At 71.9% G+C, this 21,140-nt stretch carries 21 protein-coding genes; 13 read left to right on the top strand and 8 right to left on the bottom strand.

What is annotated here, in order from left to right:
• Positions 1–39 precede the first annotated feature (39 nt).
• Complete coding sequence (locus ACGF1Z_RS33630; RefSeq protein ID WP_393010111.1) at positions 40–909, bottom strand: sugar phosphate isomerase/epimerase family protein; 870 nt, start codon at positions 907–909, stop codon at positions 40–42.
• Between the two features lie 358 nt (positions 910–1,267).
• On the opposite strand from ACGF1Z_RS33630, the gene ACGF1Z_RS33625 reads away from it, so the two are divergent.
• Positions 1,268–1,924: an O-methyltransferase gene (locus tag ACGF1Z_RS33625; protein WP_393010109.1), complete on the top strand. Its 657-nt coding sequence runs from the start codon at positions 1,268–1,270 to the stop codon at positions 1,922–1,924.
• 600 nt (positions 1,925–2,524) lie between these two features.
• On the top strand, positions 2,525–4,396 hold the full coding sequence (locus ACGF1Z_RS33620; RefSeq protein ID WP_393010123.1) for an ATP-binding cassette domain-containing protein: 1,872 nt from the start codon (positions 2,525–2,527) through the stop codon (positions 4,394–4,396).
• 94 nt (positions 4,397–4,490) lie between these two features.
• Here the strand turns inward: ACGF1Z_RS33620 and ACGF1Z_RS33615 are convergent, their stop codons facing one another.
• The 4 genes from ACGF1Z_RS33615 to ACGF1Z_RS33600 all read right to left on the bottom strand — a co-directional run bounded on the left by ACGF1Z_RS33615 (position 4,491) and on the right by ACGF1Z_RS33600 (position 6,962).
• Entirely contained in the window at positions 4,491–5,258 is a 768-nt protein-coding gene (locus ACGF1Z_RS33615; protein WP_393010107.1) for an SDR family NAD(P)-dependent oxidoreductase, read from the bottom strand.
• A 37-nt stretch (positions 5,259–5,295) separates the two neighbouring features.
• Complete coding sequence (locus tag ACGF1Z_RS33610) at positions 5,296–5,436, bottom strand: hypothetical protein (protein WP_393010105.1); 141 nt, start codon at positions 5,434–5,436, stop codon at positions 5,296–5,298.
• 74 nt (positions 5,437–5,510) lie between these two features.
• Positions 5,511–5,921: a cupin domain-containing protein gene (locus ACGF1Z_RS33605; RefSeq protein WP_393010103.1), complete on the bottom strand. Its 411-nt coding sequence runs from the start codon at positions 5,919–5,921 to the stop codon at positions 5,511–5,513.
• 24 nt (positions 5,922–5,945) lie between these two features.
• Positions 5,946–6,962 (bottom strand): zinc-dependent alcohol dehydrogenase family protein, encoded by a 1,017-nt coding sequence (locus ACGF1Z_RS33600; RefSeq protein WP_393010101.1) that lies wholly within the window; start codon positions 6,960–6,962, stop codon positions 5,946–5,948.
• A 262-nt stretch (positions 6,963–7,224) separates the two neighbouring features.
• Here ACGF1Z_RS33600 and ACGF1Z_RS33595 point away from each other — a divergent pair, with 262 nt between their 5' ends.
• Positions 7,225–8,121 (top strand): helix-turn-helix transcriptional regulator, encoded by an 897-nt coding sequence (locus ACGF1Z_RS33595; RefSeq protein WP_393010099.1) that lies wholly within the window; start codon positions 7,225–7,227, stop codon positions 8,119–8,121.
• Positions 8,122–8,321: 200 nt separating this feature from the next.
• On the opposite strand, the gene ACGF1Z_RS33590 is transcribed toward ACGF1Z_RS33595, so the two are convergent.
• Both ACGF1Z_RS33590 and hydA read right to left on the bottom strand, forming a co-directional pair.
• Positions 8,322–9,338, bottom strand: coding sequence for a TIGR03842 family LLM class F420-dependent oxidoreductase (locus ACGF1Z_RS33590; protein ID WP_393010097.1), 1,017 nt, complete (start codon positions 9,336–9,338; stop codon positions 8,322–8,324).
• A gap of 45 nt (positions 9,339–9,383) precedes the next feature.
• Positions 9,384–10,775: a dihydropyrimidinase gene (gene hydA / locus ACGF1Z_RS33585; RefSeq protein ID WP_393010095.1), complete on the bottom strand. Its 1,392-nt coding sequence runs from the start codon at positions 10,773–10,775 to the stop codon at positions 9,384–9,386.
• 585 nt (positions 10,776–11,360) lie between these two features.
• Between hydA and ACGF1Z_RS33580 the strand changes: the two genes are divergently transcribed.
• The 10 genes from ACGF1Z_RS33580 to ACGF1Z_RS33535 all read left to right on the top strand — a co-directional run bounded on the left by ACGF1Z_RS33580 (position 11,361) and on the right by ACGF1Z_RS33535 (position 20,294).
• Positions 11,361–12,023 carry a hydrolase gene (locus ACGF1Z_RS33580; protein WP_393010093.1) on the top strand — a complete coding sequence of 221 codons (663 nt, stop codon included), beginning with the start codon at positions 11,361–11,363 and terminating at the stop codon, positions 12,021–12,023.
• Positions 12,024–12,028: 5 nt separating this feature from the next.
• A complete protein-coding gene (locus ACGF1Z_RS33575; RefSeq protein WP_383446710.1) occupies positions 12,029–12,535 on the top strand; it encodes a DoxX family protein in 507 nt (168 codons plus the stop codon).
• Between the two features lie 12 nt (positions 12,536–12,547).
• Positions 12,548–13,132 (top strand): Dps family protein, encoded by a 585-nt coding sequence (locus tag ACGF1Z_RS33570; RefSeq protein WP_393010091.1) that lies wholly within the window; start codon positions 12,548–12,550, stop codon positions 13,130–13,132.
• The gene (locus tag ACGF1Z_RS33565) at positions 13,132–14,565 is read left to right on the top strand and encodes a dihydrolipoyl dehydrogenase family protein (protein ID WP_393010089.1); all 1,434 of its coding nucleotides are present in this window, start codon (positions 13,132–13,134) and stop codon (positions 14,563–14,565) included. The genes ACGF1Z_RS33570 and ACGF1Z_RS33565 overlap by 1 nt, the downstream gene beginning before the upstream one ends.
• Before the next feature lie 46 nt (positions 14,566–14,611).
• Complete coding sequence (locus tag ACGF1Z_RS33560) at positions 14,612–15,442, top strand: alpha/beta fold hydrolase (protein ID WP_393010087.1); 831 nt, start codon at positions 14,612–14,614, stop codon at positions 15,440–15,442.
• Positions 15,443–15,471: 29 nt separating this feature from the next.
• Positions 15,472–16,293 (top strand): alpha/beta fold hydrolase, encoded by an 822-nt coding sequence (locus tag ACGF1Z_RS33555; RefSeq protein WP_393010085.1) that lies wholly within the window; start codon positions 15,472–15,474, stop codon positions 16,291–16,293.
• 43 nt (positions 16,294–16,336) lie between these two features.
• Positions 16,337–17,290 carry an alpha/beta hydrolase gene (locus ACGF1Z_RS33550; protein ID WP_393010083.1) on the top strand — a complete coding sequence of 318 codons (954 nt, stop codon included), beginning with the start codon at positions 16,337–16,339 and terminating at the stop codon, positions 17,288–17,290.
• 17 nt (positions 17,291–17,307) lie between these two features.
• Entirely contained in the window at positions 17,308–19,176 is a 1,869-nt protein-coding gene (locus ACGF1Z_RS33545; RefSeq protein WP_393010121.1) for an amidohydrolase, read from the top strand.
• A gap of 138 nt (positions 19,177–19,314) precedes the next feature.
• Positions 19,315–19,956, top strand: a complete 642-nt coding sequence (locus tag ACGF1Z_RS33540; protein ID WP_393010119.1) for a GPR1/FUN34/YaaH family transporter — start codon at positions 19,315–19,317, stop codon at positions 19,954–19,956.
• Positions 19,957–19,979: 23 nt separating this feature from the next.
• A complete protein-coding gene (locus ACGF1Z_RS33535; RefSeq protein ID WP_393010081.1) occupies positions 19,980–20,294 on the top strand; it encodes a GNAT family N-acetyltransferase in 315 nt (104 codons plus the stop codon).
• Between the two features lie 19 nt (positions 20,295–20,313).
• On the opposite strand, the gene ACGF1Z_RS33530 is transcribed toward ACGF1Z_RS33535, so the two are convergent.
• Complete coding sequence (locus tag ACGF1Z_RS33530; RefSeq protein WP_393010079.1) at positions 20,314–21,135, bottom strand: carbohydrate ABC transporter permease; 822 nt, start codon at positions 21,133–21,135, stop codon at positions 20,314–20,316.
• Positions 21,136–21,140 lie beyond the last annotated feature (5 nt).

Genomic DNA, 21,140 nt, shown 5'->3' with positions numbered 1-21,140 from the left:
GACTGACTGACGGGAGCTGGGGAGCGGGCCGGGTGCCGGTCAGCGCCGGTGGAGCAGGGTGTCGAGCGCCGCCACCGTCCGCTTGGTGTTCTCGGCCGGGGACAGGGTCCGCAGCGGGGCGGAGAGGACCTCCACCGACAGGTCGACGTCGGGTCGCTTGCGTTCGATCTCGTCCAGCAGCCGGCGCAGGTCGAAGGCGCCCGTGCCGGGCAGCAGCCGGCCGTCCGCGGAGTCCTCCATGAGGGACACCTGCGGTTCGGCGACGCCGTCGCAGAGTTCGAGTCCGGTGATGTGCCGTCCGTCCAGCAGGTCCAGGGCGGCGAAGCCGGTCGGGTCCCGGAAGAAGTGCCAGGCGTCGATCTCGATGCCGCCGTTGGGCCGGTCGGCGTCGAGGACGACCTGTGCGGCGTCGGCGTAGCCGAAGTGCGGGAAGGCCGCGACGGGTTCGAGGGCGATGCGCAGGCCGTGCCCGGCGGCCCGGTCGCACAGGACGGCGAAGCGCTCGGCGAGCGTCTCCAGCGGCGGCCGGTCGGCCTCCTGCAGGAACACGGCGGACGCCTTGAGCCGGCCGATGCCGAACTCGTCGGCGAGGGCGAACATCGACTCCGCCATGGGCCGGGAGGCGTCGGGGTCGTCACGGGTGCCCCACCACCAGGTCAGCACCTCGAGTTCGCCGATGCGCAGGCCGTGGTCGGCGAGGACGTCCCGGACCCAGTCGGCGGAGTGCTCGGCGACGAGCTGGGTGAGTTCCTGGGCGTCGAATCCGATGCCGGTCGATCCTGCGGCGGCGACGGCGGCGGCCCGTTCGGGGAAGGGGTGGACGGCGGGCTGCCCCCAGGCCGATCCGGTCAGGTGGTGGTGGGCGAAGAAGAGCCGGCCTGCCCGCAGCCGGTCCACGTGTGCGTCCACTCGTTCGTCCACTCGCTCGTCCAATCGTCGGCTGAGGGGCTGCGGCGCCGGTCGGGACCGGCGCGGGGGCGCGGGGCGGAGGGACCTGTCCCGGCCTCGGTCATTCAGCCACCCGGCCGATCGGGGGCGCCAGCGGACCGGACCCCAGATCAGTGGAACCGGCCCCCCTAAGACACCCCGGCCGGGGTCCTGTCGGTGCCGCGGGGCCCTAGCCTCGTCGCCGAACCCGGTGCTCAGGTGGATGTCACCGAGACCGGCGCGCTTGCGGCCGGTCCGGGCCCGGACGGGCTCTCCTCGATTCGATCTCCGCTCGGACTGGCCGCGCCGGCCAGCTCCCCCGACGCCCGAAAGGCGTGGCATGTCGACACTGAAGAACGAGAACGTCAGCGCACTGCTCGACCGTCTCTACGAGGACGAGAAGGTCAAGGACGCGGACCCGATCCAGAAGCTGATCGCCGACGGGCGGCCGCCGGAGCAGATCGGCCACGAGGCCCTCAACGAGATGTTCGCGGAGGCCTACCTGCCGGTCCACCGGGACATCGGCAACCTGATGTACCTGCTGTGCCGGAACCGCAACGTGCGTACGGCGGTGGAGTTCGGCACGTCGTTCGCGGTGTCGACGATCTACCTGGCGGCGGGGGTGAAGGACAACGGCGGCGGCAAGGTGATCGGCACCGAGGTGATGCCGTCCAAGATCGAGGTCGCCCAGCGCAACATCGCGGAGGCCGGTCTCACCGAGTACGTGGAGATCCGCGAGGGCGACGCGCTGAAGACGCTGGCGGACCTGGAGGGCCCGATCGACCTGCTGCTCCTCGACGCGTGGAAGGACGACAACCTCACCGTCCTGAAGATGCTGGAGCCGGTGCTGGCCCCGAACGCCCTGGTGCTGGGCGACGACGTGAACCTCGCGCGCTGGCTGTGGGAGCCGTACCTGGAGCACGTCAACGGTCCGGACTACGCCACGGTCGAGCTGCCCATCGGTGACGGTCTGGTGCTGTCCACGCGCTTGTCCTGAACGTCCCGGGCAGACGCGGGCGCCCCCCGCCGGACTCCGGCGGGGGGCGCCCGCGTCCGGGTGGGGACGGTCCGGCTGAGGAGTGAGGCGTAGGCGAGATGCTCGATGAACTGGATCTGGGCGTCGTCGCGGACGAGCAGGGCGCCGACGGTCACGCGCATGGGGCTGCGCCGGGAGGCGGGGTCCCGGCCTTCCGCCGGGAGCCGCAGCGACTCGGACAGCCGCTCGGCTTCGTCCGGGTGGCGTTCCAGGCAGACGCCGAGAGCGTCCGAGAGGTCGGCATCAGCGGTCGCCAGGATTCGGCTCCAGCGAGGGATGCGTGCGGGGGGGCGCCCTCGACGAGTAAGGCGGGGCCGTTGTTCGCACACGCGCCCGCCTTCGCCCCCAAGGGGCTGCCGTCGGCGTTTCGGCCAACCGCCCTTCTCATCGGGGCCGTTGGGAAACCCGGGTCGGTGCACCTTCCATGCTCCGACACGCGCCGAATCCCGGGGATCCGACGGAGTCCGAAAAACACCAGTTCGATATCCCGGCGGGATCGTTGAGCTTCACAACCCACACCGGACGACCGCTCAGGAGGACCCGCCGTTGACCTCGACGCCCATGAACGAGCAGCAGGACCCGCCGCCGCCACCGCCGCCCGCGGAGATCACCTATAGCGGGCAGTACGCGATCAACCCGCTCGCCGAGGTCTCCTTCCAGCGCATGTGCGCGCAGATCCCCGCCGTCCTGGGCCGCATCGCGCGGCTGTCGTGGCGGACCGACCGGCGCGCCGTGCAGCTGCTCGTCGGCTGTCAGCTGGTCACGGGCGTCTCCGCCGCGGTGCTGCTCACCGCCACCGCCCGCGCCATGCAGCCCGTCCTCGGAACCGGTTCCGCCGGGGAGAGGCTGCGCGGTGCGCTGCCGGCACTGCTGGTGGTGGCCCTCGCCGCGGCGCTGGCTCGGACGGCGGCGGCGGTGACCGCGTACGCGGAGCGGCGGATCACACCGCGGCTGACGACGGAGACGGACTCGGCGCTGGTCGAGGCGGTGTGCCGGGTGGAGGCGGTGGCGTACGCGGAGGACGGGTTCGCGGACCGGCGCGAGGCGGCGGAGATGGGGGTGCTTCGGACCCATGTGATGGTGACCGACGCCCAGCGGTTCGTATCGGCGGTGATCCGCATGGTCACCGCCGGGGGCGTGCTGTCGGTACTGAACCCGCTGATGCTGCCGCTGCTCCTGCTCGCCGTCCTTCCGGCCGGTGTCGGGGCCGTGCTGAGCGCACGGGTCGACTACGAGATCCACTACGCCAACGTGGCCGACCGCAACGTCCGCGGGATGATGCGGTGGTGGGCGACCGAGTCCAAGTACAGCGACGAGGTCCGCGCGAACTCCATGACCGATTACCTCGTCTACTGGTACCGGGCCCTGTCCGACCGGTGCGACCGGCGCACCCTGGCCGCCGCGCCGCGAACCTTCCGGATCGGGCTGCTGTCGGCGCTGGCCGGCGGTGTGTTCCTGCTGGCGACGTGGGGTGCCCTGGCGTGGCTGGCGGTGTCGGGCCGGATCGGCCTCGCGGTCGCGGCGACGGCGGTCATCGCCGTGCAGACCACGCTCGCCGCCCTGTCGCAGGTCGTCGTCAACGGTGCCGCGGTCTTTCACACCAGCCTGTACCTCGGCGACATGCAGTCCTTCCTTGACGCTGCCGCTGCCCGCGCCCCCGCCCGCGGACCGCGCCGCCTCGCCTCGACCGTCGACGAGATCCGTCTGGAGGAGGCCGTCTACCAGTACCCGGGCAAGGACAGGCCCGCCGTCGACGGCGTCTCGCTGACCCTGCGGCGCGGGCAGATCCTCGCGATCGTCGGAGCGAACGGCTCCGGGAAGAGCACCCTCACCCGGCTGCTCACCGGGGTCTACCTGGCGGACAAGGGCACCGTCTCGTGGAACGGCGTCGACCTCGCCGCGCTGGACCCCGCGACGGTGTGGGCGCGCACCGGTCTGGTGCCGCAGATCTTCGCGCAGTGGCCGCTGCGCGTCCGCGAGAACGTGACCCTCGGTCAGCCGCGCACCCACGACGACGCCCCGGTGTGGGCGGCCGTCGACGCGGTCGGGCTGCGCGACGCCGTCGAGGACCTCCCGGCGGGTCTGGACACCCTCCTCGCCCGGGACATCTTCGGCGGGACGGAACTCTCCGGCGGCCAGTGGCAGCGCATCGCGTGCTCCCGGGCCCTGTACCGGCGGCCCGAGCTGCTGATCCTCGACGAGCCCACCTCCCAGATGGACCCGCGGGGCGAGCACCAGATCTTCGAGCAGATCAAGGCCATCGCCGCCGACCGCATCACGATCGTGGTCACCCACCGTCTGGAGAACACGCGGATCGCCGACCACGTCATCGTGATGGAGCACGGCCGGATCACCGAGCAGGGCCGGTACGACGACCTCGCCCACGGCGGCGGCACCTTCGCCGAACTCCTGGAACTCTCCCAGGACCGCTGACCGACCTGGCCCCCGTCCCGCCCCGGCGGGTCGCGCCCCATCCCTCGTTCAACGAGGTGGTCGGCTGCGGGGCATGCGGCGGGGGGCGGGCTGGCTATTGGGCGACGTAGCCGCCGTCGACGGGCAGGGCGATGCCGGTGACGTAGCTGGCGCCGTCGCTGCAGAGCCAGAGGACGGCCTGGGCGATCTCGTCGGGGGTGCCGAGCCGGTCGATGGCCTGGCCCCCTTCGGCCTGGGAGCGGTCGAGTTCTCCGCCTTCGACCATGGCGTCGACCATGGGGGTGCTGATGGTGCCGGGGCAGACGGCGTTGATCCGGACGCCGCGGGAGCCGTATTCGAGGGCGACGCTCTTGGTGAGGCCGATGACGCCGTGCTTGGACGCGTGGTAGGCGGCGCGGCCGGGGTTGCCGACCAGGCCGCCGAGGGAGGAGCAGTTGACGATCGTGCCGCTGCCCTGGGTGCGCATGTGGCGCAGTTCGTGCTTCACGCTCGCCCAGATGCCCCGGAGGTTGATGCCCTGGACGCGGTCGAACTGCTCGGCGCTCTCGTCGGCGGCGTCGGTGGGCGGCGGCATGATCCCGGCGTTGTTGTAGGCCATGTCGAGCCGCCCGAACGTCTCCACGGTGCGGTCGACGGCGGCGGCGACCTGATCCTCGTCGGTGACATCGCAGACCAGGGCGAGGGCCTGGTGACCGTCGTCGGTGAGCTGCCTGACGGCGGCGTTGACGGCGTCCTCGTTGATGTCGGCGAGGGCGACGGCGGCCCCCGCTTCGGCGAAGGCGCGGGCGGTGGCCAGGCCCATGCCGGAGGAGGCGCCGGTGACGAAGGCGACCTGGCCGGTGAAGTCGTACGTGGGGTTCATGACGGTGGCTCCCAGCGAAGGTGTATGGGCGGGACGTTCAGCGCGCGGACGTCGCGGTGGCGTCCGCGGTTCGCGGGTGTTCGGTGTCGGTGGTGTGGTGGGCGACGATCCGGGAGGGGCCTGTGGTGCCGCGCAGCGCGCGGGCGGGGCCGGCACCGACGAGAGCGAATGTGGTCACGGGAGTTGTCCTCAGAGACGTGGGTGGGAGTGGGCCCCGTCAAGGCCGGGGGAAGGAGCGGTGTGCGCCGGGGTTCAGCCGATGGCCGGGGTGGCGGCGTACTCCTCGTCGGTGACGGGGGTCAGCCAGTGGACGACGTCGTGGTCGGCGTCGCCCTCGTTGATGGCCAGGTGGACCATGAGCCGGTTCGGCGCGGCGCCGTGCCAGTGCTCCTCGTCGGCCTCGAAGAGGACGCGGTCGCCGGGGCGGATGACCTCGACCGGGCCGCCGCGGCGCTGGCACAGGCCGACGCCTTCGGTGACGAAGACGGTCTGCCCCAGGGGGTGGCGGTGCCAGTGGGTGCGGGCGCCGGGCATGAAGTGGACCAGGGCCGCGGTGACCCGGGACGGGGCGGGCGCGGCGGCGACGGGGTCGATGTAGACGTCACCGGTGAACCAGTCTGCCGGGCCCTTGACGGTGTCGATCGAGCTGCGGGTGATCTGCACGGTGGCTCCTTGTGCGGTAGGGGGTCAGGGCTTGAGGAGGGCTTTGATCGCACGGCGCTCGTCCATCGCCTTGTAGCCCTCGGCGACCTGCTCCAGGGGCAGGGTGAGGTCGAAGACCCTGCCCGGGTCGATCCGGCCCTGAAGGACGTGGTCGATCAGGTCGGGGAGGTATCGGCGTACGGGGGCGGGACCGCCGCGCAGGCCGACGTGGGAGAAGAACAGTTCCTGTCCATCGACGGCGACCTCGTGGGGGACGCCGACGAAGCCGACGTTGCCGCCGGGCCGGGCGGAATGCAGGGCCTGGCTCATGGCCTGAGCGGTGCCGACGCACTCCAGGACGGAGTCGGCACCGATCCCGCCGGTCAGCTCCTTGATCCGGGCGACACCTTCCTCGCCACGCTCGGTGACGATGTCGGTGGCGCCGAACTCGCGCGCCAGCTTCTGGCGGGAGGCGTGCCGTGACATGGCGATGATGCGCTCCGCGCCCAGCTCCTTGGCCGCGATCACGCCGCACAGGCCGACCGCGCCGTCCCCGACGACCACGGCGGTCGAGCCGGGCCTCACCTCGGCGGCGTCCGCGGCCCACCAGCCGGTGCCCATGACGTCGGACACGGCAAGCAGACCGGGCCACAGATCCTCGCCCGGCACGTCCTCGGTGGCGACCAGGGTGCCCTGGGCGTTGGGAATGCGGACGTACTCGGCCTGGCAGGTGGACATGAACTCGCGGTTCAGGCAGTTCGCCTGGAAGCCGTTGCGACAGTTCGCACAGGTGTTGTCCGAGGTGGCGAACGAGCCGACGACGAACTGGCCCGGCTTCACCGAGGTGACCGCGGATCCGACCTCCTCGACGAAGCCGACGTACTCGTGGCCCATGGGATGTGCGTGCTCCGTCGGCTCCGCGCCGCGGTAGGGCCACAGGTCGGAACCGCACACGCAGGTCACGGCCGTCCGGATGACGGCGTCGGTCGGCTTGAGGATCTTGGCATCGTCCACGGTCTCGAACCGGATGTCACCGGGGGCGTGGATGACTGCTCCGCGCATGGGGAAGGCTCCTTGCCTGTCGAAGCCTGCCGACGCCAGGTGGGTTCCGGCAGGCCCTCTCATGGGTGAGCCCCGGCGCAGACCGCGATTCCGCCGCCTGCGGGCCCAGGGGCCCCGGCGCCCGGCCTGCCCGCTGTGACGGGCGGACGGCGAGCGCCACGTCAACCAGGTAACCCGCATCCCGCGCGGACAGCGAGTCACTGACGAGGGGTGTACCAGCAGTACATCCCTCCTCTGCCGGGCAGGCCGTACCGTCGAAGGCATGGACAACCGCGAGGAGGTCCGCGAGTTCCTCACCTCGCGGCGAGCCAGGATCACCCCCGAGCAGGCCGGTCTGCCGGCAGGCCCCCGACGCCGGGTGCCCGGCCTCCGCAGAAGCGAGGTCGCTGCCCTGGCCGACATGAGCGTCGAGTACTACGCCAAGCTCGAACGCGGCAACCTCGCAGGCGTCTCACCGTCCGTCCTGGAAGCTCTCGCCCGGGCCCTCCAGCTCGATGACGCCGAACGCGCCCACCTGCTGAACCTGGCCCGGACCGCCGACGGATCCGACGTCCTCAACCGCCCCCGCCGACGGCGCACGAAGGACCAGTGGCGGCCGCACCGCAGCCTGCAATGGACCTTGGACGCCATCACCGCAGGTCCTGCGTTCGTCCGCAACGGCCGCATGGACATCCTGGCCGCCAACCCGCTCGCCCGCGCCTTCTACGCCGACGTCTACGCCGCCCCTGGCAACCAGGCGAACCTGGCTCGCTTCAACTTCCTCGACCCCGCCTCGCGCCGCTTCTACCCCGACTGGGACCTCTTCGCTGACGTCGCCGTGGCCATCCTGCGCACCGAAGCCGGGCGAAATCCGCACGACAAGGACCTGCACGACCTCGTCGGCGAGCTGTCCACCCGCAGCGAGGAATTCCGCACCCGCTGGGGCGCCCACAACGTCCGCCACCACGGCACGGGCACCAAACGCTTCCACCACCCGGCCGTCGGAGAGCTCACCCTCGCCTTCGAGGGCCTGGACATGGCCGCCGAACCCGGCCTCACCCTCACCATCTACACCGCCGAACCCGGCTCGCCCTCCGAAGAGGGACTGCGCCTGCTCGCCTCCTGGGCTGCCACCCGGAGCAGCGACAGCCCCTCCACCACGAAGAACGCGGGCCGGTAGCGCCACCTCACCGGGCAGCTGGGCCACGAAGAATCATGGCGGGAGGGAGCCGGCAGATCCGCGGGCGGCCGCCTTGCGCACGTCGATGTCGCGGCCGCCGTCACCGCCACGCCCGTTCACGGCCCGGACCTGACAGATGCCTTCCCCACGTCGGCGGACCGGCGCGACGTCGTGCCTGACGTGCATTCGGTGGACCCGGGTCAGGCGTTCAGCGCCGGGATGATCTCGGAGCCGTAGGCGTCGATGGTGCCCTCGCGGTTGTCGTGCATGTCGTAGACGGCGAACTGGTCGACGCCCAGGCTCTTGAGGTGGCGGAGCTTGTCGATGTGCGCCTCCGCGGGGCCGAGGAGGCAGAAGCGGTCGACGATCTCGTCGGGGACGAAGGCGGTGTCGGGGTTGTCGGCGCGGCCGTGGTGGGAGTAGTCGTAGCCCTGCCGGTCCTTGATGTACGTGGTCAGCTCCTCCGGCACCATGCCGGAGTGCTCGCCGTACTTGGCGACGAGGTCGGCGACGTGGTTGCCGACCATGCCGCCGAACCAGCGGCACTGGTCCCGGGCGTGCGCCAGGGCCTCGGCGGAGGCGTCCGCGGTCACGTAGGCGGGAGCGGCGACACAGATGGTGAGGGCGTCGGGGTCCCGGCCGGCGTCCCGCGCCGCCTCGCGGACGGCCTTGACCATCCATTCGGTGAGGAAGGGGTCGGCGAGCTGGAGGATGAAGCCGTCGGCCTTCTGGCCGGCGAGGGCGAGGGCCTTGGGGCCGTAGGCCGCCATCCAGACGGGCAGCTTGCCGTTCTTCACCCACGGGATGCGGATCGGGTTGCCGTCCACGCTCGCCTCGCGGCCCTCGGCCAGGTCGCGGATGACCTCGATGGCCTCGCCGAGCCGGGCCAGGGTGTTGGGCCTGCGGCCGGCGACGCGCATGGCGGAGTCGCCGCGGCCGATGCCGCAGACGGTCCGGTTGCCGTACATGTCGTTGAGGGTGGCGAAGGTGGAGGCGGTGACCTCCCACGTACGGGTGCCGGGGTTGGTGACCATCGGGCCGACGTGCAGCTTGGTGGTGTGTTCCAGGATCCGGCTGTAGATGACGAAGGGTTCCTGCCAGAGCACGGCGGAGTCGAAGGTCCAGCCGTAGCGGAAGCCGTTGCGTTCCGCCCGGCGCATCAGCCCGACGACCTCGGAGGCGGGCGGGTCGGTCTGCAGGACGAGTCCGAAGTCCACGCGGGACCTCCAAGTTCGAATCGGTGCGACAAGACGCCAGGCTGCTCAGCCCAGGTACTGACAAAGACCGCGCGGCACAAACGCCCCATGCCCCGCGTGCCCCGTGTACTTCCGCTGGTCGATGATCACCTCGCCACGGGACAGGACGGTCTCGACCTGGCCGGTCACCGTCTTCCCCTCGTACGCCGAGTAGTCGACGTTCATGTGGTGAGTCTCGGCCGACAGGGTCTGGGTGGCGTGCGGGTCGTAGATCACGACATCGGCGTCGGCTCCCGGCGCGATCGTGCCCTTCTGCGGGTAGAGGCCGAACATCCGGGCCGGGGTGGCGCAGGCGATCTCGATCCAGCGCCGGCGCGAGATGTGTCCGTCGACCACCGCCTGGTGCAGCAGATCCATGCGGTTCTCCACGCCCGGCAGGCCGTTGGGGATCTTCGAGAAGTCGCCCCGGCCCAGCTCCTTCTGACCGACGAAGCAGAAGGGGCAGTGGTCGGTTGACACCACCTGGAGGTCGTTCGTCCGCAGCCCCCGCCACAGCGCCGCCTGATGCTCCTTCGGCCGCAGCGGGGTCGAGCAGACGTACTTGGCGCCCTCGAAGTCCGGCTCCGCCAGGTTGTCCGTCGACAGGAAAAGGTACTGCGGGCACGTCTCACCGAAGACCGGCAGGCCCAGGTCCCGGGCCGCCGCCAGCTCCGCCACCGCCTCCTCGGCGGACACGTGGACGACGTACAGCGGGGAGCCCGCGACCCGAGCGAGCTGGATCGCCCGGTGGGTGGCCTCCGCCTCCAGGAGCGCCTTGCGGACCTCCACGTGGTACCGCGGGTCAGTCTCGCCCCGGGCCAGGGCCTGCTCCACCAGGACGTCGATCGCGATGCCGTTCTCCGCGTGCATCATGATCAACCCACCGGAATCGCCGGCGACTTGCATCGCCCGCAGAATCTGCCCGTCATCCGAATAAAAGACACCCGGATACGCGATAAACAATTTGAACGAGGAAATTCCGAGCTCGACCAGCTTCGGCATCTCCCGCAGCGTCGACTCGTTCACGTCCGACATGATCATGTGGAACGCGTAGTCGATCGCACAGTTCCCGTCCGCCTTCATGTGCCAGGCGTCCAGGCCGGCCCGAAGCCGCTCGCCCTTCGCCTGCACCGCGAAATCGACGATCGTCGTCGTCCCGCCCCACGCCGCCGCCCGCGTCCCCGTCTCGAATGTGTCCGACGCGAACGTGCCGCCGAAGGGCAGCTCCATGTGTGTGTGCGCGTCGACCCCGCCCGGGATCACGTACTTCTGTGACGCGTCGATCACCCGGTCCGCCGTCCATTCCTGCGTCCCCGGCGCCGCCAACGCCACTACCCGGCCGTGCTCGATCAGCACATCCGCGTGCACCTCGTCCGCAGCCGTGATCACAAGACCGCCGGTAATCAGAGTCCGAGTCATTCCCCAGCCATCCCTTCGCGCCGACCGCCGAACAGGCCACCACCGGCACGGGCCGAGGCCACGCCACGGCCCGCCGGCCCCCTCACGCCGCCCACCTCGTACGGCACACGGCCTACTCCGCTAGAAAACCCCTGGTCACGCGACCGAACGAAACTCTTGAATTCGTTGAAATGCCCCCTGTGCGTCGTGCAGCCAGCCGAGGAGAGATGGCGTACCGAAGCGCGCAGGGCATGCCCTGTCGGCGGGCGTGTCCGGCTGACAGGACCTCGATGCCGAACCCGACGGCCAGCTGGGCCAGGAAGATCAGGGCTTGTCTCGGAGCGGGAGGGCGCAGCCAACGTGTCCCGATGTCATGGCGCATGGCCGTCAGTTGTTCGATCAGGAACCGCAAGGTGCGACTGGTACAGATCCCCAAGCCCTCCCTCCACGCTCCGCAAGGGAGGAGCACGAGGAGGTGTGCGCAGGGGTGTAAGTGGCTGTGCACGGACGGACGAGTCGAGGGGACGCAGCGGTCATAGCTTCGGGGCGTTCCGTTCGCCGCACGACCGCGGCCGACGGGTTCCCACAGCTCCGAGAGGATCCTGAATGTCCGACAACTCGCAGGTGCACGCCGCTCCCAGCTCCGACCTGCTCACGCCCGACAACGCGGTCATGCTCTTCGTGGACCACCAGCCGCAGATGTTCTTCGGCACCGGCAGCGGTGACCGCGCCGCGATCATCAACAGCACCGTGGGCCTCGCCAAGGCCGCCAGGGCGTTCGACGTGCCGGCCGTCCTCACCACGGTCGCCGCCGAGTCCTTCTCCGGCCCCCTGCTGCCGCAGCTCGCCGAGGTCTTCCCGAAGAACGAGATCATCGACCGCACCACCATGAACGCCTGGGAGGACGAGGCGCTCGTCGCGGCGGTCAAGGCGACCGGACGCAAGAAGATCATCCTGTCCGGTCTGTGGACCGAGGTCTGCCTGGTGCTGCCCGCACTGTCCGCGCTGGAGCAGGGCTACGAGGTGTACGTCGTCGCCGACGCCTCCGGCGGCGTCACCCCGGCCGCCCACGAGCACGCCCTGCAGCGGATGATCGCGGCCGGCGCCGTACCCGTCACGTGGGTGCAGGTGCTCCTGGAGCTGCAGCGCGACTGGGCCCGCCAGGAGACGTACGGCGCCGTCATGGAGATCGTCAAGGCGCACGCGGGCGCCTACGGCCTGGGCGTCGTGTACGCGCAGGCCGTCATCGGCGCGCACGCCGCCGGCTGACCCTCGTGGACACCGGCATTCTGATCCTGCGTCTGCTGGTGGGGCTCCTGATCGCGGGCCACGGGGTGCAGAAGGTCAGTCGGCACCTCGGTGGCCGGGGGCTCGAAGGCGGCGCGGAGGAGTTCCGGGGCGACGGGTTCCGCGGCGGGGTCCTCACGGCCCTCGCCGCGGGCGGCGGCCAGATCGGTTCCGGTCTGCTCCTGGCCGCCGGGCTCCTCACCCCGGCGGCCGCCACCGGCGCCATCGGGGTCATGACCGTCGCCCTCACCGTGAAGCTCCCTCACGGCCTGTGGGTGCAGAACGACGGCTACGAGTACCCCCTCGTCCTCATCGGCACCGCCACGGCACTGGCTGCCACCGGCCCCGGCGCCTGGTCCGCCGACGCGGCGCTGGGCCTCACGCCGTACCCCTCCTGGTGGGCGCTGCCTGCCCTCGTGGCCGGCGTCGCCTCCGGGCTCCTCGCCCGGCTTCTCCTGCATCGCGCCGAGCCCACCACCCACCCCGTCCCGTAACGGAAGCACCTCATGAACAACGCACCCACGACCGCCCCGCGCGGGGGCGGCCAGCCGCTGCTGCACCAGAAGGGCGCCGAGACCCAGGCGTTCGGCACGCTCAAGCAGCTGCCGATCGGCCTCGGCCACGACACCCGCCTGTACGCGTGCCAGCGGCTGAACCGCGTCCTCGCCGACACGCAGATCCTGTACGCGCTCTACAAGAAGCACCACTGGCTCATGCGTGGTGCGACCTTCTACTCGCTCCATCTCATGCTCGACAAGCACGCGGAGGCCCAGCTGGCGATCGTGGACGCGCTGGCCGAGCGGGTCCAGAGCCTCGGCGGTGTCGCCGTCGGCGACCCGCGCCACGTCGCGGAGCTCACCTCGATTCCCCGTCCGCCGGACGGCGTCGAGGGGGTCCCGGTCATGCTGTCGCGACTCCTCGACGCGCACGAGCGGATCCTGATCGACGCCCGGGACGCCGCCGCCCGGATCCAGGCGGAGGGCGACGAGGGCAGCACCGACCTGCTCGTCTCCGAGGTCATCCGCACCGGCGAGGCCCAGGTGTGGTTCCTGGCCGAGCACCTGGTGGACACCCCGTTGGTACGCAGCTGATGCAGGGCACCGACGTGTACGACGTCGTCGTGGTCGGCGGCGGTCCGGGCGGCGAGGTCGCTGCCGCCCGGACCGCACGTGCCGGACTGACCACGGTCCTCGTCGAGAAGGAGGCGGTCGGCGGCGAGTGCTCCTACCGTGCCTGCGTGCCGAGCAAGGCCCTGCTCCGTCCCGGCGCGGTACGCGACGCGGCACGCGCCGTCGACGGGGCCCGGCAGGCGGTGACCGGGCCGCTGGACCCGGCCGCCGTGCTCGCCCGCCGTGACCGGTTCACCGGTCGCGGGGACGACACCGGTCAGGCGGGCTGGCTCCAGGGCGCCGGGGTGACGCTGGTGCGGGGCCACGGCCGGCTCGACGGCGAGCGCCGCGTCACGGTGACCGGCGCCGACGGTGGCGTACGCACCCTGTACGCCCGGAACGCGGTCGTCCTCGCCCCGGGCACGCGCCCCGCCCTGCCGCCGGTGCCCGGCATCGACCAAATCGGTGCGTGGACCAGCCGCGAGGCCACCACGGCCGACGCGGTGCCGGACCGGCTCGTCGTCATCGGCGGCGGGATCGTGGCGTGCGAGTCGGCCACCGCCTGGAGCTCCCTCGGCGCCTCCGTCACCCTCCTCGTACGCGACCGGGCCCTGCTCACCGACTGGGAACCGTGCGCGGGCGAAGAGGTGACACGGGGGCTGAGCACCCTCGGCGTCACCGTCCGCTTCGGCGTCTCGGCCACCCGAGTGCGACGCGACCCGGCGACCGGTGAAGCGATCGTGGACACGGACGACGGCTCCTCCCTCGTCTGCGACGAGGTCCTCGCCGCCGTCGGCCACCGTCCGCGCACCGACGACCTCGGCCTCGACACGGTCGGCCTGCCCTCGGGAGAGACGCTTCCGGTCGACGACACCTGCCGGGTGCCTCTGCCACACGGCGACTGGCTCTACGCCGTCGGCGACGTCAACGGCCGGGCGCCGCTGACCCACATGGCCAAGTACCAGGCCCGCGCCTGCGCGGCGGCGATCGCCGAGAGGGCGGCCGGCCGCCGCCCGGCGGCCGGTCCCCACCAACCCTGGAGCGCCGCCGCGGACCGCACCGCCGTACCGCAGGCCGTCTTCACCCGCCCCGAGATCGCCCGCGTCGGACTGACCGAACGCGCGGCACGCGAGGCCGGGCTCCCGGTCCGCGTCGTCCAGTACCGCACCGACGAGGTGGCCGGAGCCGCGCTCCACGCGGACGGCTACCGGGGCCTCGCCACGCTCGTCGTCGACGAGGCCCGTCAGGTCGTCGTCGGCTGCACCCTCACCGGCCCCATGGCCACGGAACTCATCCACACGGCCACCCTCGCCGTCGTGGGGGAGGTCCCGCTCGACCGCCTGTGGCACGCGGTTCCCGCGTTCCCCACGGTCAGCGAGGTCTGGCTGCGCCTCCTGGAGGCGTACGGCCTCTAGATCCGGCCCGCCCCCCTTTCCTCCCCCGCACAGAAGGAGTACGGCCATGCCTTTCGTCGACGTCGCCGACCGCGAGTCCGCCCCCGTTGAGCTCTACTACGAGGACCACGGCACCGGGCAGCCGGTCGTCCTCGTCCACGGATGGCCACTCGACGGCGCCTCGTGGGAGAAGCAGACCGCCGCCCTCCTCACCGCGGGCCACCGGGTCGTCACCTACGACCGGCGCGGTTTCGGCCGCTCGGACCAGCCCGCGTACGGCTACGACTACGACACCCTCGCCGCCGATCTCCACGCCGTACTCACCGCCCTCGACCTGCGCGACGCCGTGCTCGTCGGCTTCTCCATGGGCAGCGGCGAAGTCACGCGCTACCTCGGTTCCTACGGCTCCGAGCGCATCTCGAAGGCCGTCATGATCGGCGTCGTCCCGCCTTTCCTGCTCGAGGGCGACGACAACCCTGGCGGCGTCGACGGCAGCGTCCTCAAGGGCATCCAGGAGGCCGTCGCCTCCGACCGCCACGCTTTCATGACCGACTTCCTCGCCGACTTCTACAACGTCGACGTCCTGGGCGGCGAGCGCATCAGCGATCAGGTCGTGCGGGCGAGCTGGAACGGCGCCGCCGGCGCCTCCGCCAAGGGCACCCTCGACTGCGTCCGGGCGTGGCGCACCGACTTCCGGGCCGACCTGTCACGCATCGACGTGCCCACGCTGATCATCCATGGTGACGCTGACCGCACGCTGCCCGTCGAGGCCACCGCCGTCCCGCTGTCAGGCCTGATCGACGGGGCCCGGCTGACGATCGTGCCCGGCGCCCCGCACGGCCTGCTGTGGACCCACGCCGCCGAGGTCAACGCCGAACTGCTCGCCTTCCTCGGCTGATTCCCCGCCTCTCCCTCAAGGAACATCTCATGTTTGTCCCGAAGACCATCACCGCCGTCGCCCTGACGGCGGCCCTCGCCTCCCTCACCGCCGCCACGGCTCCCGCGAGCGGCGCCGCCGAGGGCCGCGGGTACACCGGGCCCAAGCCCACCATCGTGCTCGTGCACGGCGCGTTCGCCGACGCGTCCAGCTGGAGCGGCACAGTCAAGCGGCTCCAGCGGGCCGGGTATCCCGTCGTCGCCATCGCCAACCCGCTACGCGGCCTCGCCGCCGACGCCGCCGCCCTGCGCGCGGTCCTCGCCGGGATCGACGGCCCCCTCGTCCTCGTCGGCCACTCCTACGGCGGCGCCGTCATCAGCTCCGCGGCCACGGGCGACCTCCGGGTGAAGGCCCTCGTCTACATCGCCGCGTTCACCCCGGACAAGGGCGAGAGCGCCGCCGAACTGGCCGCGAAGTTCCCCGGCTCCACCCTCGGCGAGACGGTGAACCCGATGCCGTACCCGCTGCCCGGTGGCGGCACCGGTACCGAACTCGTCATCGACCAGGCCAAGTACCCACGCCAGTTCGCCGCCGACGTGCCCGTGACGGAGGCCGCCGTGCTGGCCGCCACCCAGCGGCCGGTCGCCACCGCCGCCCTGGAGGAGAAGGCCGCGTCGGCCGCCTGGAAGACCGTCCCGTCCTGGGCGCTGGTCGCCACCGAGGACCGGAACATCCCGCCGGCCGCCGAGCGATGGATGGCCCGCCGCGCCGGCTCGCGCATCACCGAGGTGACCGCCTCGCACGCTGTCCCCGTGTCCCGGCCGGGCGTCGTCGCCAGCGTCATCCTCGACGCCGCCCGCAGCACCCGCTGACCCTTCCCCGACCCCTCGATCTCTTCAGCAAGGAGCATCCGTCATGTCGCAGTCACCCATCCTCGAACCCGCCGCCCAGGCGTTCGCCGACGCCACCGCCCAGCCGCCGTACCTCTACCAGATCCCCGTCGCCGAGGGCCGCAAGGCCGTGGACGACGTCCAGAGCAGCGAGGGCGTCCCCCTTCCGGACGTCGACGAGGAGTGGATCACCGTCCACGGCGGCCCGGCCGGCGACGTCCGCGCCCGGATCGTCCGCCCGCGCGGCGCCACCGGCCCGCTCCCCGTCGTCCTCTACGTCCACGGCGCCGGCTGGGTCTTCGGCAACGCCCACACCCACGACCGGCTCGTCCGCGAACTCGCCGTCGGCACCGGGGCGGCCGTGGTCTTCCCCGAGTACGACCTCTCGCCCGAGGCCCGCTACCCGGTCGCGATCGAGCAGAACTACACCGTCGCCCAGTGGATCGCCCGCGAGGGACACCACAAGGACCTCGACGGCACGCGGATCGCCGTCGCGGGCGACTCGGTCGGCGGCAACATGAGCGCGGCCCTGACCCTCATGGCCAAGCAGCGCGGCGACGTCACGTTCGTCCAGCAGGTCCTCTTCTACCCGGTCACCGACGCGAGCTTCGACACCGACTCGTACCACCGGTTCGGCGAGGGCTACTTCCTGCGCCGCGACGCCATGAAGTGGTTCTGGGACCAGTACACGACCGACGAGGCCGAGCGGGCACAGATCACCGCGTCCCCGCTGCGCGCCACCACCGAACAGCTCGCCGGACTGCCGCCGGCCCTGGTGATCACCGCGGAGGCCGATGTCCTGCGTGACGAGGGCGAGGCGTACGCCGCCCGTCTCCGCACGGCCGGAGTGCCGGTCACCGCCCTGCGCGTGCTCGGCACCCTCCACGACTTCGTGATGCTGAACGCGCTGCGAGAGACGCACGCCGCCGAGCTGGCCATCGGTCTCGCGGTCACCACCCTGCGCAAGGCCCTCGCGTGACCGGGCCGTCGACGAGCATGCCGGTGGCGGGCCTCGTGCCCGCCCCGCGGCGGGAGGCCGCGCACGCCGACCTCCTGGTCCGCAACGCCAAGGTGTTCACCGGCGATCCCCACCGCCCGCACGCCCGCGCCGTCGCGATCCGCGACGGCCGGGTGGCCGCCCTGGGCGACGACCACGAACTCGCGCCGCTCGTCGGCCCCGGCACCCGGGTCGTCGACGCGCTCGGCCGCCGAGTGGTCCCCGGTCTCAACGACTCGCACCTGCACGTCATCCGGGGCGGGCTGAACTACGTGCTCGAACTGCGCTGGGACGGCGTGCGCAGCCTCCGCCACGCCCTGGCGATGCTGCGCGAGCAGGCAGGGCGCACCCCCAAGGGCCAGTGGATCCGGGTCGTCGGCGGCTGGACCGCCGAGCAGTTCGCCGAGCGCCGGATGCCCACCGTCGCCGAGCTCAACGCGGCCGCCCCCGACACCCCCGTGTTCGTCCTGCACCTCTACCAGTCGGCGCTGATGAACCGGGCGGCCCTCCGCGCCGCCGGATACACCCGCGACACCCCCGACCCGCGCGGCGGACAGATCGTCCGCGGCCGGGACGGTGAACCGAACGGCGTGCTCCTCGCCGCGCCCGGCGCGCTGCTCCTCTACTCCACCCTGGCCAAGGCGCCCACCCTCGACGCGGCCGACAAGCGCACGTCGACCCGGCACTTCCTGCGCGAGCTGAACCGTTTCGGGCTGACCTCGGCGGTCGACGCCGCCGGCGGCTTCCAGAACTTCCCCGACGACTACGCCACCGTCGCCGACCTGGCCCGGTCGGGGGAGCTCTCGCTGCGCATCGCGTACCACCTGTTTCCGCAGACGGCCGGCCAGGAGCTCGCCGACCTGCGCCGGTGGACGGAGACGGTGAAGCCTGGGGACGGCGACGAGTGGTTGCGGCTCAACGGCGCCGGCGAGAACCTGACCTGGGCCGCCGCCGACTTCGAGAACTTCTCGGAACCCCGCCCCGAACTCACCGCGGGCTACGAGGCGGAGTTCGAGCAGGCGGTCCGGATCCTCGTCGAGAACGGCTGGGGCTTCCGCCTGCACGCCACGTACGACGAGACCATCCGCCGCGACCTGGCCGTCTTCGAGAAGCTCGCCGCCGAGGGCCTCTTCCCCGGCGACGGACGCTGGCTGTTCGACCACGCGGAGACGGTCTCGGCAGGCAGCCTGGACCGGATCGCCGCACTCGGCGGCGCGGTGTCCGTGCAGAACCGCATGTCCTTCCAGGGCAGCGCCTTCCTTTCCCGGTACGGCCCCGTCGAGGCGGGCCGGACGCCGCCCGTACGGGCCATGCTCGACCGGGGACTCACCGTCGCCGCCGGCACGGACGCGACCCGCGTCTCCTCGTACAACCCGTGGGTCTCGCTCCACTGGCTGGTGACCGGACGCACGGTCGGCGGCACCCCCCTCCGTCCGGGCCCGGAACTGCTCGGCAGGGAGACGGCGCTCGCCCTCTACACCCGCGGCGGGGCACGGCTCACCGGCGAGGAGGACGTCAAGGGCGTGCTGCGGGAGGGCTTCTACGGCGACCTCGCGGTCCTCTCGGACGACTACTTCGCCGTGCCCGACGCCGCGATCCCCGACATCGAGTCGGTTTTCACCGTCGTCGGCGGACGCATCGTGTACGCGACCGCCGAGTACGAGGGCCTCGACGAGGCGCTGCCTCCGGTCGCCCCGGACTGGTCCCCGGTCGCCCGCTTCGGCGGCTACGGGTCGGGCGGCGCGCGCCAGGCCGAACTGATGGCGCAGGCCGTGGCCGAGTCCGAGGCGCATCGCCGCTGGCGGGCGGCGCGGGGCTCCGGGCCCGAGACGCCGCCGTCCTTCGTGGACCCCTGCCTCACCCACTGAACCGAACGAGGAACCCGTATGAATTCCAAGGCCAATACAGGGACAGGAGCCCAGGCCGACGCAGACACGGACACGGACACCGGGGCGGGTTCCGTTCCCGGCACTGCCGGGCGCCGTTTCGAGCCCGACCTGCGGTCGATGACCCGGATCACCCTCCGCCCCATCGCCTCGCCCATGCCGCTGGGCTTCTTCACCGTGGCCATCGCCTCCGTGATGACCGCATGCCTCCAGCTGGGGGTGTTCGACGCCGAGGACCGCACGGCCGTCGCCCTGTGCGTGGTGCCCGCCTTCGCCCTGCAGTTCCTCGTGAGCGTGCTGGCCTTCGGCGCCAGGGACGTCATCGCGGCGACGCTCATGGGCACGTTCGCCGGCAGCTGGCTGGCGTACGCGCTCGTCATCGGCACGGACGCGGCCGGCGGGCACCGCGTGCTCGGCGTGTTCAATCTGGCGTTCCTGTGCTTCGGAGCGCTGATGGTGGCGGTGACCGGACCCAAGCGGGCCCTGTGGGCCGTGCTCGTGGTCTCCCTGCCGCGCTGGGCGGCCACGGGTCTGGCCGGGCTGACCGGCATCTCCTGGCTCGGCCAGGTGGCGGGCGCCCTCGGTCTCCTCGTCGCGCTCGTGGCGACGTACGCCGCCTTCGCCCTGATGCTGGAGGACATGCGCAGCGAGGAGGTCCTGCCCATCGGACGCAGCGGACCGGCCCACCACGCCGTCGAGGGCGACCTCGCCGTGCAGCTGCGCAACCTGGAACGCCAGGCCGGCGTGCGGCGGACCCTGTGAACACCAGTGACGAAGGAGCAGAAGTGGAACCACGCGTAGTGGACCGCCCCGACCGGTCCCGGTACGAGATCCTCGTCGGTCAGGACGGTGAGGAGACCGGCGGCTTCGCCGACTACGTCCTCGCGCCGGGAGAGATCTCCTTCGTCCACACCGAGACCGATCCGCGCTTCGCCGGTCAGGGGCTGGGCGGCCGGCTGGCGCGCGGCGCCCTGGACGACGCCCGTGCACGGGGCCTGCGCGTCCTGCCGTATTGCCCCTTCATCCGGGGCTGGCTCGGGAAGCACCCGGAGTACACGGATCTTGTGCCCGGGGATCGCAGGGAGGAGTTCGGCCTCTGATCCGGTGCCCGGCGAGGTGTCACCGGACGGTCGCTGCGGTGCTGTCGGCGATGTGGCGCTGGGCCACGACGACCAGCACGGCCGCCGGGAGGGACGCGAGCACGGCGGTGGCCATGGTCGCGTCCCACCGGGTGCTGTGGGCGCCGAGGTAGTCGTAGACGCCGAGGGTGACCGGACGGACGGTGTCGGAGGTCGTCAGGGCCAGGGCGAACAGGGTGTCGCCCCAGGCGAAGAGGAAGGCGAAGACACCGGCCGTGACCAGCGCGTTCCTGCTGAGCGGCAGCACCACGGAGCGGAACAGGCGCAGTGCCCCGGAGCCGTCGAGACGAGCCGCCTCGACGATCTCGGGGGGTATCGACCGCATGGCGGACCTCAGCACGAGGATCGCGAACGGCACTCCGGCGGTGGAGTCGGCGAGCACCAGACCCAGGTGGGAGTCGAGGAGCCCGGCGTCGGCGTAGGCGCTGTGCAGGGCGTTCGCCACGGTGATGCCGGGCACCGCCTGGAGCAGCAGCACTCCGAAGAGGACCGGGCCGGCGCCCCTGAGCGGCCGCAGGGCCAGCGCGTGGGCCGCCGGAGCGGCCAGCGCGAGACTCAGGAGTGCCGCGCCGAGGGCCACGATCAGGCTGGTGCCGAGATGACCGCCCTGTTCCCGCAGCGCCGTCGCGTATCCGCCGGCATCGGGATCCGTCGGGAACCAGGCGCCCTGCCGCGGGCCGTTCGCGGGCTGCAGGGACGTGCTCACCATCCACTGGACCGGCGCCAGCATCAGCGCCAGCAGGACGATCGCGAGGAGGGTGGACGTCAGGCCCCGGCTCCGTCGTGGTCGGAGGGGAAGCACGGTTT

The organism is Streptomyces sp. NPDC048018, assembly GCF_043202995.1.
Classification (GTDB): Bacteria; Actinomycetota; Actinomycetes; order Streptomycetales; family Streptomycetaceae; genus Streptomyces.
The sequence above is the reverse complement of the archived record's forward strand: the minus strand, read 5'-3'. Positions and strand labels throughout refer to the sequence as shown.